The 11,352-nt window shown below is 73.2% G+C and carries 12 protein-coding genes; 9 read left to right on the top strand and 3 right to left on the bottom strand.

The genetic code is table 11. The features are described from left to right. The first annotated feature begins 24 nt into the window (after positions 1-24). Together ACFWRT_RS24755 and ACFWRT_RS24760 are read left to right on the top strand one after the other, a co-directional pair. Positions 25-747 (top strand): TVP38/TMEM64 family protein, encoded by a 723-nt coding sequence (locus tag ACFWRT_RS24755; protein WP_380952447.1) that lies wholly within the window; start codon positions 25-27, stop codon positions 745-747. Positions 748-965: 218 nt separating this feature from the next. Further along, on the top strand, positions 966-1,838 hold the full coding sequence (locus ACFWRT_RS24760) for an undecaprenyl-diphosphate phosphatase (protein WP_128846655.1): 873 nt from the start codon (positions 966-968) through the stop codon (positions 1,836-1,838). Positions 1,839-1,965: 127 nt separating this feature from the next. Here the strand turns inward: ACFWRT_RS24760 and ACFWRT_RS24765 are convergent, their stop codons facing one another. Next, on the bottom strand, positions 1,966-2,523 hold the full coding sequence (locus tag ACFWRT_RS24765; protein WP_380952446.1) for an AAA family ATPase: 558 nt from the start codon (positions 2,521-2,523) through the stop codon (positions 1,966-1,968). Positions 2,524-2,692: 169 nt separating this feature from the next. Here ACFWRT_RS24765 and ACFWRT_RS24770 point away from each other — a divergent pair, with 169 nt between their 5' ends. From ACFWRT_RS24770 to ACFWRT_RS24785, 4 genes are read left to right on the top strand one after another with little or no spacing between them, the layout of a single operon-like run. Continuing rightward, positions 2,693-3,433, top strand: coding sequence for a class I SAM-dependent methyltransferase (locus ACFWRT_RS24770; RefSeq protein WP_380952445.1), 741 nt, complete (start codon positions 2,693-2,695; stop codon positions 3,431-3,433). Continuing rightward, positions 3,430-4,530, top strand: a complete 1,101-nt coding sequence (locus tag ACFWRT_RS24775) for a pyridoxal-phosphate dependent enzyme (RefSeq protein ID WP_356075027.1) — start codon at positions 3,430-3,432, stop codon at positions 4,528-4,530. Before ACFWRT_RS24770 ends, ACFWRT_RS24775 begins: the two co-directional genes overlap by 4 nt. After that, on the top strand, positions 4,527-5,750 hold the full coding sequence (locus ACFWRT_RS24780) for an ATP-grasp domain-containing protein (protein WP_380952444.1): 1,224 nt from the start codon (positions 4,527-4,529) through the stop codon (positions 5,748-5,750). The genes ACFWRT_RS24775 and ACFWRT_RS24780 overlap by 4 nt, the downstream gene beginning before the upstream one ends. A 7-nt stretch (positions 5,751-5,757) precedes the next feature. Continuing rightward, complete coding sequence (locus tag ACFWRT_RS24785; RefSeq protein ID WP_380952443.1) at positions 5,758-6,981, top strand: MFS transporter; 1,224 nt, start codon at positions 5,758-5,760, stop codon at positions 6,979-6,981. Between the two features lie 48 nt (positions 6,982-7,029). On the opposite strand, the gene ACFWRT_RS24790 is transcribed toward ACFWRT_RS24785, so the two are convergent. Both ACFWRT_RS24790 and ACFWRT_RS24795 read right to left on the bottom strand, forming a co-directional pair. Continuing rightward, complete coding sequence (locus ACFWRT_RS24790) at positions 7,030-7,677, bottom strand: sigma-70 family RNA polymerase sigma factor (RefSeq protein ID WP_380952441.1); 648 nt, start codon at positions 7,675-7,677, stop codon at positions 7,030-7,032. A gap of 184 nt (positions 7,678-7,861) precedes the next feature. Continuing rightward, a complete protein-coding gene (locus ACFWRT_RS24795) occupies positions 7,862-8,512 on the bottom strand; it encodes a hypothetical protein (RefSeq protein ID WP_380952439.1) in 651 nt (216 codons plus the stop codon). 221 nt (positions 8,513-8,733) lie between these two features. Between ACFWRT_RS24795 and ACFWRT_RS24800 the strand changes: the two genes are divergently transcribed. The 3 genes from ACFWRT_RS24800 to ACFWRT_RS24810 all read left to right on the top strand — a co-directional run bounded on the left by ACFWRT_RS24800 (position 8,734) and on the right by ACFWRT_RS24810 (position 11,228). After that, a complete protein-coding gene (locus ACFWRT_RS24800) occupies positions 8,734-9,774 on the top strand; it encodes a ferric reductase-like transmembrane domain-containing protein (RefSeq protein WP_380952438.1) in 1,041 nt (346 codons plus the stop codon). 35 nt (positions 9,775-9,809) lie between these two features. Further along, positions 9,810-10,676 carry a universal stress protein gene (locus ACFWRT_RS24805; RefSeq protein ID WP_380952437.1) on the top strand — a complete coding sequence of 289 codons (867 nt, stop codon included), beginning with the start codon at positions 9,810-9,812 and terminating at the stop codon, positions 10,674-10,676. Between the two features lie 72 nt (positions 10,677-10,748). Then, the gene (locus ACFWRT_RS24810) at positions 10,749-11,228 is read left to right on the top strand and encodes a nuclear transport factor 2 family protein (protein ID WP_380952436.1); all 480 of its coding nucleotides are present in this window, start codon (positions 10,749-10,751) and stop codon (positions 11,226-11,228) included. The last annotated feature ends 124 nt before the right edge of the window (positions 11,229-11,352 follow it).

Raw genomic sequence — 11,352 nt, forward strand, 5'->3', positions numbered from 1 at the left:
ACCGTTTTCGGTTACTCTCCCCGAATGTTCGACCCTGTCCGCACCACCCGGCCCGCCGGCGCCACGGCCCTTCGTCGATCGAAGGGGCTGCTCTCCCCGTGGTCCCGGTTCTCGCTGCTCGTCGCCGTACTGCTCGGCGCCGCATCCACGATGCTGCTGTTCGAGCCACAGAGACTGCTGGCGTCGGGCTGGCCGGAGCAGCTCACCGGCGGCGGTGCGGCGATGCTGTTCGGGCTCGCGTACGGGGCGCTGACCGTGGCGTTCGTTCCGCGTCCGCTCCTCAACCTCGCGGCGGGGGCGCTCTTCGGCGCGCAGTTGGGGCTCGCGGCGGCTCTGGCGGGGACGGTGCTCGGTGCGGGCGTCTCGTTCCTGCTGGGCCGGGTGCTGGGCCAGGACGCGCTGCGCACGCTGCTGCGCGGCAAGGTGCTCACCGCCGCCGACGGGCTGCTGAGCCGGCACGGCTTCCGCTCGGTGCTGGCGCTCCGCCTCTTCCCCGGCGTCCCGTTCGCCGCCGCCAACTACTGCGCGGCGACCTCCCGCATGGGCTACCCGCCCTTCCTCCTGGCCACCGGACTCGGCTCCATCCCGAACACGGCGGCGTACGTCATAGCGGGCAGCGAGGCCGCCTCGCCGACCTCGCCCCTGTTCCTGGCGGCGATGGGGTTCATCGTGGTGTCCGGTCTCGGCGGCGCGCTGGTGGCCTGGCGCAAGCGCCACCGGCTCGGCCGGGCCACGCCGAACGACTGAGCGGACGACGGCACGTGGATGACCGCTGGGGTCATCCTGGCGTTCACTTACAGGCGATACGCTTCCCGCGACCTCGATGTCCGCGGCCGCACCCCGTAGTCCGCACCCCTCACTTCGTAGTCCGCACTTCGTAGTCCGCACTCCGTACGCCGCACTCAGCCGACGGGCCCAGTCGTCCCTGGCCGATGCACGATCATTTCCGGGATGGCCAAAGCCCCATGAGCTGGTTCGAATCATTCGTCCTGGGACTCGTTCAGGGACTGACCGAGTTCCTGCCGATCTCCTCCAGCGCCCATCTGCGGCTGACCGCCGCGTTCGCCGGCTGGCACGACCCGGGGGCCGCCTTCACGGCGATCAGTCAGATCGGCACGGAGGCGGCGGTGCTGATCTACTTCCGCAAGGACATCGCCCGGATCGTCTCGGCCTGGTTCCGCTCGCTGACGGACAAGGAGATGCGCGCCGACCACGACGCCCAGATGGGCTGGCTGGTCATCGTGGGCTCGATCCCGATCGGGGTGCTGGGCATCACGCTCAAGGACCAGATCGAGGGACCCTTCCGTGACCTGCGGCTGATCGCGACGACGCTGATCGTCATGGGCATCGTCCTCGGCATCGCCGACCGGCTGGCCGCGCGCGACGAGGACGGCGGCAAGCACCGCGCGGTGAAGGAGCGCAAGACACTCAAGGACCTGGGCATCCGGGACGGCCTGATCTACGGATTCTGCCAGGCGATGGCGCTGATCCCGGGCGTCTCGCGCTCCGGCGCGACCATCAGCGGTGGTCTGCTGATGGGCTACACCCGTGAGTCCGCCGCCCGCTACTCGTTCCTGCTGGCCATCCCCGCGGTGCTCGCGTCGGGCGCGTACGAGCTGAAGGACGTGGGCGAGGGCCATGTGTCGTGGGGGCCGACGATCTTCGCGACCATCGTGGCGTTCTTCGTCGGATATGCCGTGATCGCGTGGTTCATGAAGTTCATCACGACCAAGAGCTTCATGCCGTTCGTCTACTACCGGGTGGCGCTCGGCATCCTCATCTTCATCCTCGTCTCCACCGGAGCGCTGAGCCCGCACGCGGGTGAGTCCGCGGGCTGAGTCCGTGGGCTGACGCGGCGATGGGTGCCCCGCCCGGGAGCAGCCGGGCGGGGCCGATCCAGCAGCGCAGCAGCCAGCAGCGCGGATAGATGTCACCACCGTAGAGCGGGGGTCTGACAACGCCGGTTCAGCGGTCCGTGAGCCCGGTCGCCGCCAGGACCGCGTCCACCGTCTCCTCGACCGTCAGCTCGGCGTTGTCGATCCAGAGGGCTTCGCCGGTCAGTTCGGCGCGCATCGCCGTGTCCAGGAACGACCAGTCCGTGGTGAGCGTCTTGTCCCGGGCGAGGTTACGCTCCCCCGCCTTCGCGGCGCCCGGGGCGAGGACGACGCAGTGCAGCGGTCCGACGGCGACCTGCCGCCGGTAGAAGTCGAGGTGGGCCCGGCGGACGACCACGTCGTCGATGACCGGGAGGAACCCGGCGCTGACGAAGCTGTCCGCCAGCAGGCAGGCGTTGCGGGCCCGCAGGAAGATCTGCCGGTCCGCCTCCTCGTCCCGCTCCGGGGAGGGCCACCGCCCGCCCGCGACGATGAGCTCCTGGAGGGCGTCCACCTCGATGTGGGCCGAGGCGGCGAACCGGGCGGCGAGCGCGGCGGCCACCGTGGACTTGCCGCTGCCCGGGATGCCGCTCAGCAGGACGGCTCCCGCCGCCGGTTCGTTGTCCACCGGCACTTCGGTCCAGGTCATCGTCCTCGGCTCCCTCCGCGGGCGGTCCGTCCCGCCCCCGCCCGGTGATCGTAGGACACCCCTCGGCCGGGAACTTCCCGGGCCGGGCGGCCGACTACTGGAGGACGAGCCCGGCGATCGGCTGCGGCGGTACGGCGGCCCCACGAGGGCCGGGAGGAGGCGCAGAGGCATGCACTGGTACGAGGACGACGCGCTCTGGTCCGATTTCGCCTCGACGATGTTCCCGCCCGCCCGGGCCGAGTCCGCCGCCGCCCTCGTCGCCTCCTCGCCCCTGCTGGACTTCCCACCGGGTTCACGGGTGCTGGACCTGGCGTGCGGACCGGGCCTGTTCGTGGTGCCGCTGGCGGCGCGCGGGTACGCGGTGACGGGCGTCGACCTCTCGCCCTCGATGCTGGAGCGGGCCCGGAACACGTGCGAAGCGGCGGGGGCCGAGGTCCGGCTGGAGCGGGCCGACATGCTCACGTACGCGGAGCCCGGCGCCTTCGACGCCGTGCTGAACGTCTTCACCTCGTTCGGCTACTTCGAGGCCGCCGAGGACAACCTCCAGGTGCTCCGTAACGCGTACGAGAGCCTCGCGCCGGGGGGTCGGCTCCTCGTGGACGTGATGGGCAAGGAGGTGCTGGCGGGCTGGATCGGGCGGCCGAAGGTGGTGGACCTGCCGGACGGCGCGTACGTCGTGCAGCGCGACACCGTCCTGGACAGTTGGCGGCGGCTGCGCACCGACTGGACTCTGGTGCGCGGGAGTTCGGCCCGCACCGCCTCCATCCACTCCTGGCTCTACTCCGCCGCCGAGCTGCACGCCCTCTTCGAGGAGGCGGGCTTCACCGACGTGGAGTGCTTCGGCGGCTTCGACGGTTCGGGGTACGACCAGCGCTCGGACCGGCTCATCGTCCGCGGGCGGCGCAAGTGAGGTCCGGGGCGCGGCAGTCGGCCGCCACCGCGACCGTCCACGAGCACATCACCGACGCCGTGAAGACCCCGGACCTGATCCGGCTGGACGGTGACGTGGTGCTCGCCCGGTTCGAGACCATGAAGGTGTACGCGGCGCTCGGCGCGGTCCGTTCGCTGCTGCGGCGGGGCCGGGTGGTGCCCGGTCAGACGCTGGTCGACAGCTCCAGCGGCATCTACGCGGTGGCGCTCGCCATGGCCTGTCACCGTTACGGGCTGCGCTGCCACATCGTGGCGTCCACCACCGTCGACGCCACGATGCTCGCCCAGTTGGAGATCCTCGGCGCGACCGTGGACAAGATGCCGCCGTCGCAGAGCCTGCGCCTGGACCAGGAGCTGCGCGTCCGCCATGTGCGGCAACTCCTCGCCGAGAGGCCGGACTTCCACTGGATGCGGCAGTACCACGACGCCGTGCACCACGAGGGGTACCGGGAGTTCGCCGAACTCCTCGACGCCTCCCTGCCCGAGGGCCCGCTGACCGTGGTGGGTGCGGTCGGCACGGGCGCGTCGACCGGTGGACTGGCTCGTGCGCTACGGGAGTCGGGGCGGGCGGTGCGGCTGGTCGGCATCCAGCCGTTCGGCAGCGTCACCTTCGCCAGCGAGCAGTTCAGCGACCCGGAGGCGATCATCGCGGGCATCGGCAGCTCCATCCCCTTCGGGAACGTCCACCACGAGCTGTACGACACGGTGCACTGGCTGGACTTCCGCCATGCGATGGCCGGTGCGGTCGGGCTGCTGCGCCGGCACGCGGTGTTCGCCGGGCTCTCCACCGGGGCGGCGCACCTGGCGGCCTCCTGGGAGGCGGCGCGCGACCCGGGCCGGCTGCACCTGGTGCTGGGTGCCGACACCGGACACCGTTACGCCGAGCGGGTGTTCACCCGGCACGCCGAGGCGCTGGACCCGGCCGGACTGCGGCCCCGCCCGATCGCGTCGCTGGACGCCCTGCGGCCGCCGTGGTCGGTGATGGAGTGGGGCCGGCGCGCCGCACCCGAAGCCGCCCGCCTGCCCGAACAGGGCGGCGCCCCCGCCCCCGTACCGACCGTGGAGATGCAGCCGTGACGATCGCCGCTCTGGAGTCCCTGTCCTTCGGGCTCGGCCGGATGGCCGAGGCCGCCGCGGAGACCGGGCACCGGCTGTGCCTGCTCACCGGCGACCGCTCGGTGTACCGGCACGAGCTGGCCACCCTGCCGACCGACGCCCTGGACGTGGTGGACGTCGACACCGACGACGCGGAGGCGGTCCGCCGGGCCCTGGCCGCCGTCCCCGCCCTCGCCGGGCTCATCAACACCACGGACACCTGGAGCGTCCCGGCCGCCTCTCTCGCCGCCGAGCTGGGGCTCCCGGGCCCGGACCCGGAGGCGGTCCGGCTGCTGCGGGACAAGCGCCGGGTCCGGGAGGCGCTGTACGAGCGGGGGCTGAGCCGGTCGACCGCCGTGGCCGTGCCGCCCGGGCCGGAGGGGGCGGAGGCGGTCCTGCGTACGGTGGGGCTGCCCGCGGTGCTGAAGGACTCGGCGGGCACCTCGTCGCGAGGGGTGTGGATCGTGCACGACGAGGAGGCGCTGCAGCGGGCGCTGACGGAGGCGGAGCAACAGCCGCTGAAGGGACCGCTGTTCGCGGAGGCGTTCCTCGCCGGACCGCTCTACAGCGCGGAGACCCTGAGCTGGGAGGGGACCACCCGGCTGCTGGGGGTGCTGAGCCGCCAGACGTCCCGGTCGGCGGTGGTACGGGAGGAGGTCGCGGCCTTCCCGGTGGCGCTTCCGGACGGGGAACGGGAGGCGATCGAGGCGTGGGTGGGGCGGGTGCTCGACGCGGCCGGGCATCGGCGGGGGTTCGCCCATGTGGAGTTCATCCTGACCGCCGAGGGGCCGGAGTTGGTGGAGATCAACCGGCGGATCGGCGGTGCGCTGGTCGGCGAGGTGCTCTGCCGGACGCTCGGCACCAATGTGTACACGGCGATGATGGACGAGGCGCTCGGCCGCCGCCCCCGGCTGCTGGACACCCCGCTCGACGGGCAGGGGCCCGCGTACGGCTTCGTCCTCGTCTACGCGGACCGGCCCGGGGTCCTGAAGGGCTGGCACGGCCTGGGCGAACTCGCCGCCTTTCCGGGGTCCGTGGAGTGGTTTCCCGTACGCGAACCGGGTGAGCACCTGGCCCACGTGGGCGATCAGCGCGGGTGCACCGGCATGGTGCTGGCCGAGGCGGCGACGGCGGAGCTGGCCCAGCACCGGGCGTGGAGCGCGGCGGTCCGGGTGCGCCCGGTGATCGCGGACACGCCGTGAGGGCGGGGTGAGCGCCGAACGGGCTCCGAAGCAGAGGCGGTTCACCCCGCCACAAGGGTTCCTGCTGGCGGGCTCGTTCCTGATCACGCTGGGCAGCTTCGCCGTGCTGCCGTACATGTCGGTCCTGCTGCACCAGCGGCTCGGTCTCGGGCTGGGCACGGTCGGCTTCGTCCTGGCGGTGGCCTCGCTGATCCAGTTCGCCGGGGGTGTGGTCGCGGGGCCGGTCGCCGCGCGGATCGGGCTGCGGCGGTCGATGCTGCTGGCGCTGGCGCTGCGGACGGCCGGATTCGCCGCGTTCGTAACGGGGTTGACCAGCCCCGTCGTGGCGATCGGCGCGCTGTTGCTGGTGTCGGCGGGTGCGGCGCTCTACCTCCCGGCCAACAAGGCCTATCTGGTGAACGGTTCACCGGACGCGGAGAGGCCACGGCTGCTGTCGGCGAGCAGTTCGGCGTTCAACGCGGGGATGGCGCTCGGGCCTCCTGCCGCCGCCCCGCTGGTGATGGGCTCCCCCGGGGTGCTTTTCACGTGCGTGGCGGGGCTGTTCGCGCTGGTCGGGGTGGGGCACGCGTTCCTGCCGCGCGAGGAGGGACGGCCGGAGACCGTCGCCTCCCAGGAGCCCGGGAACGACGAACGGCGGTCCGGTCTCTCGCCGTTCCTGGTCACGGTGGTCAGCGTCTACGCGTTCATGTTCTTCCAGCACTACCTGGCGCTCTACGCGGTCCCCCGGACGTCGGCGGGCTTCTACGGCGTGGTCCTGATGGGGTACGCGGCCCTCCTCGTCGTCGCCCAGCCGCTGCTGGCGGAGTGGATCGCCGCCCTGAGCTACCCGGCGGCGCTGCGGTGGGGGTTCGGGGCCATGGCGGCGGGGATGGCGGCCATCGCCGGGGGCGGGCACGCGGGCATCGCGGTGGGCGGGGCGCTGCTCTGCCTGGGCGAGATCGTGCTCTTCCTGAAGAACGACCTGGAGGCGCTGGCCCGTAGCTCCGCTCCCCCGGCCACCGTGTTCGGGCGGCAGCGGCTGGCGGCGGGCATCGGGGCGTTCGCCAGCGGGGTGGTGGGCGGTCAGCTGTACGCGGCGGCGGAATCGGCCGGTTCGGCCCGGGCGTTCTGGGTGGCGGTCTGCCTCCAGTGCCTGCTGTTGCCGGTGCTGCTGCTGTATGGCGGCCGCCGTACCGCCCGGGGCCGGTCGGAGCCCCGGGCGGAGACGGCCACCGGCCTAGGTGGTGGCTGAACGGGCGGCCTCCCGGCCAAGCAGTGGCTGAACCCGGCCGCCACCCGGCTAAGCGGTGGCTACCGCCGCCCGCTCCCCCGGTTCCGTACGCCACTGCCCGGCCAGCTCGCGGCGGGCGCGCGCCACGCGGGAGCGCACCGTACCGACGGGGCAGCCCGCCGCGTCCGCCGCCTCCTCGTAGGAGAGCCCGAGCACCTGGGTGAGGACGAAGGCCTGGCGGCGGGCCGGGTCCAGGTGGCCGAGGGCGTCGAAGACCGCGACGGACTCGTCGAAGCCGGGGAGGTGGCGTGGCTGGGCCCGTTCCGCCACGCCCTGCCAGTCGGCGGTGTCGGCGGTCCGGGGGCGTACGGCGGCGGTGCGGTGGCGGTCGATGACGACGCGCCGGGCGATGGAGAGCAGCCAGGTGCGGGCGCAGGAGCGTCCGGCGAAGCGGGCCAGTCCGCTCATCGCCCGCAGGTAGGTCTCCTGGGCGAGGTCGTCGGCGCCGGGGACGTCGGCGCTGAGGTAGGCGACGAACCGGCGGACGTCCTCGTAGGTCGCCCGGACGAAGCGGTCGGCGGCCTCCCGGTCGCCGCCGCCCGCGGCCAGCGCCCAGTCGGTGATCTGTACGTCGTTCTGGCGGGTGGCGTACACCCGGGGCCGGGGCGCGGGGGCGACCGGCGGCCGGGCGGGGAGGGGGGTGGCAGTAAGGGTCACAGCAGTCCTTCGCGTCCTGGCGGAGCCGTGGCGCGGTCGTCGGCACGCGGCTCCGCGTGGCCGGCCGCACGGACGGGCCCCTGCGGGCGGGTCCGGCGGTACCGGCATGCCTGTCACGGGTGTGCGCGCGAGCACACACCCGTACCGCCACCGGGTCACACGGAACCGGGTGGGCGGCTGGAGGTCACAGGGAGGGGACGGGAAGTGGTGGACCGCGCCGGGAGATGGCGTGCAGGGCGAGGAGGTCCTGAAGGGGGCGGCCCGGCCGGCGGAGGGTGCGCGGCAGAGGAGGCGAGACATCGTCGAGGGGCGTCGCCGACCAGAGGCGCCAGGCCGTCCGCAGCGGAGTGCGTACGAAGAGGGCCAGGCAGCGGCCCAGCCGGGCGAGCGCCACCTCGCCGCGCCACAGCCACCAGCCGCAGATCAGCCCGGCGACCGCGTGGGAGGCGGCCATGCCGGTGGTGAACACCGAGGCGTCGAAGGCCGCCAGCAGCTCCGTCCGGTGCGGGACGTCCCCGGCCGGGCCCGCGTGGGAGGCGTGGGGCATCGCCCCGTGCGCGTGGTGCGCGCCTCCGGTGGCGTACACGGTGAAGTAGGCGTGCAGCCCCAACTGGCCCAGGACATGGGCCGATACGGTGACCGGGGCGTTCCGATCGCGGCCGGCGAGCCACCAGCCGGCGCCCGCGACCGGTAAAAGGACGGCGAGCAGCGGCGGCAGTGGCAGCGGGCCGCCGGACATCAGGGCATGGCCGAGCCCGGACACGGCGACGCACACGACCGCGAACAGCGCGGTGCGGGCGAGGCGGAGTGCGGTTCCGGCTCCCATGGCGGCCATCGTGCCAGCCTCCCCCACCTCGCGGAGAAGACCAGCAGATGCGGAAACAACGGGAGTTCACCCCGTTTGCCCCAGGCATCACGTGTGTGATTCATGTCACACATCCCTCGGGGGAACTTTCCCCTCTCCCCCGCCGACTGCTCCAACAACGCGTCCGCACACGCCTCGTGGCCCGGGGCCGACGCGTCCGCCCCGCCAGCCGACGCCCCCGAAGAGGCCGCATGACGAACCAGCCCCCCGCACCCGAACCGGCAGCGGCCGCCGAAGTCCCCACCACATCCCCCGAGACCGAGAAAGAGAAAGAGAACGGCGCCACGCCGGACGCCCAACTCCCCGGCCCCCGGCGGCCCCGTACCGCCCAGCGCACCACCCTCCGCTCCGACCTGCGCGCCTCCTGGCCCGACGGGCTCGTGGCGCTCCTGGTGACGGCGGCCGTCTTCGTCCTGCTCTACATACGCATCCGCAACAAGACCTCCTCCACGGTCTCCGTGATGCCGTTCATGGCCGACGCGGGCGGCTTCTGGATGTACTTCCTCAGCCAGGCGTTCGGCTGGTCCGCGCTGCTCTGGGCCTGGGGCACGGTCATCCTCGGCCTCCTCCTCTCCGGACAGCGCCCGGGCCGCCTGCCGCTCTCGGGCCCCCGCCTGGAGCGCCTGCACCGCACCACGAGCCTCAACACCATCGCGCTGATCACGGCCCACGCGCTGCTGTTCGGCGCCGAGCTGTTCCGACACTCCACCGACGCCTGGAACTCGGCGCTGGCCACCGCCTTCGTCGAGACGTTCGTCCCGGGCGGGTACACCTCGGGGACCGGCCAGATCGCCATCCCGATCGGCCAGGCGGCGCTGTACCTCGCGATCCCGCTCGGCCTGCTCTTCTACGTACGCCACCGCATCGGCCCGAAGACCTGGCGCGTGCTGCACCGGTTCGTGATCGTGGTCTACGTGCTGAGCGTCTGGCACACCCTGCTGTACGGGACGAACGTCTGGTACGACGGCTGGTTCCGCACCAGCGTCTGGCTGCTCCAGCTACCGATCGCCGCCCTGCTGCTCGTGCGGCTGCTGCGCCCGGCCCGCCGCTCCGAGAAGCTGTCCCTCTCGCCCGGTGGAGCCGCCTCCCGGACCGGCTGGGCGCTGCGCCTGGGCGGCCGGCTCGCGGTGGTCGGGGTCATGGTGGCGCTGGTCGTGGTGGTGGTCAGCGGGAACGACGGCGGGCGGACCGTGCCGCCGGACGACACCTCCTCCAGCCACAACCACGACTGACCGGGGCGTTCGCCCGGCGGCGTACGCTCGGGGCCATGACCACTCATGATCTTCCCGTGATCGCCGCCGTCGACGGTTCCACACACAGCCGGCAGGCGCTGGACTGGGCCGCGCGGGAGGCCGCGCGGCGCCACCTGCCGCTGGTGATCGTCCATGTCCGGCCGCTCACCCGGAACGTCGACGAGGAGACCGGGCGGCGCGAGGCGGACGAACTGCTCGCCGAGGCCGTACGCCGGAGCGAGCTGGTCTCACCGGCCTCGCGCCCCTCGGTGCTGGCCCCGCTGGACTTCCCGGCGGCGGCTCTCGTCTCGCTGGGCCGGGACGCGTCGATGGTCGTGGTCGGCTCGCGGGGGCTCGGCGGCTTCCGGTCGCTGATGATCGGCTCCAACAGCCTGGCCACCGCGTCGATGGCGCCCTGCCCGGTCGTCGTCGTGCAGGACGGCCGCTCGGACGAGGACGACCGGCTCGAGGGCGAGGAGGCCTACTCCGACATCGTGGCGGGGGTGGCCGCCGACGAGAGCAGCGAGGCGGTCCTGGAGTTCGCCTTCGCCACCGCGGCCGCCCGGCCCGGCGCACGGCTGCGGATCGTGCACGGCTGGACGATGTTCTCCTCGATGCTCGCGGGCGGACCGGTCTTCGACCGGGAGAGCGCGCAGGGCTCGGCCGAGCGCGGCCTCGCGGAGGTGACGTCCGGCTGGGAGGAGCGGTACCCGCAGGTGGAGGTCGTACGGGAGCCGGTCAACGGGTCCGCCGCGCGCACCCTGGTGACGGCCTCCGCCACGTCGGCCCTGACGGTGATCGGCCGCCGCAAGGGCGGGGAGTCGCTCGGTCTCGGCCTCTCCCCGGTCGCCCAGACGACCCTCACGCACGCGCTGGGCCCGGTCGCCGTCGTGCCCTGCTGACCGGGCGGCCCGTCATCTGCCCGGCCGCGCAGGCCCCTTGGCGTGGCGGGCGGCTTGACCGAGACTTGACCGATGACACAGCGTGTGGCACTCGCGACCGTGATGGACCGGCTCGCCATCGATGATGTGATCACCGGATACGCCGTGACCGTGGACGACGGCGACTGGCCCGCCTACGAAGCCCTGTTCACCCCGGACGGCCGCGCCGACTACAGGGGCGCGGGCGGGGTGGAGGGCCCGGCGGGCGAGATCGCCCGCTGGCTCACCGGGACGATGCGCCTCTTCGCGATCCGCCAGCACCTGATCGTCAACCGGCGCATCGACCTGGAGGACCTCGGCGGCTACCCGGGCGACCGGGCCCAGGTGCGGGCCGACTACCTGAACCCGATGCGCCTGGCGCGGGAGGGCGAGGCCCCAGGGCCCGGTGGCACCGCTCCTGACTTCGTCTCCGGCGGGCGGTACACCTTCGAGCTGCACCGCACGAACCCGGGCTGGCGGATCCGTACGGTCACCGTCCACGAGAAGTGGCGCCGCGGCCCCGGAACGGCCTGAAGCACGCCCGGAACGGCCTGAAGCGCGCCCGGAACGGCCTGAAGCACTCACGGAGCGGCCTGAAGCACGCCCGGGGTGGCCTGAGCCGGAAGCGCGCGCATCCTTCGGCCGGGGGTGTCCGGTG

Source organism: Streptomyces cyaneofuscatus, assembly GCF_042718795.1.
Lineage (GTDB): Bacteria > Actinomycetota > Actinomycetes > Streptomycetales > Streptomycetaceae > Streptomyces > Streptomyces cyaneofuscatus_A.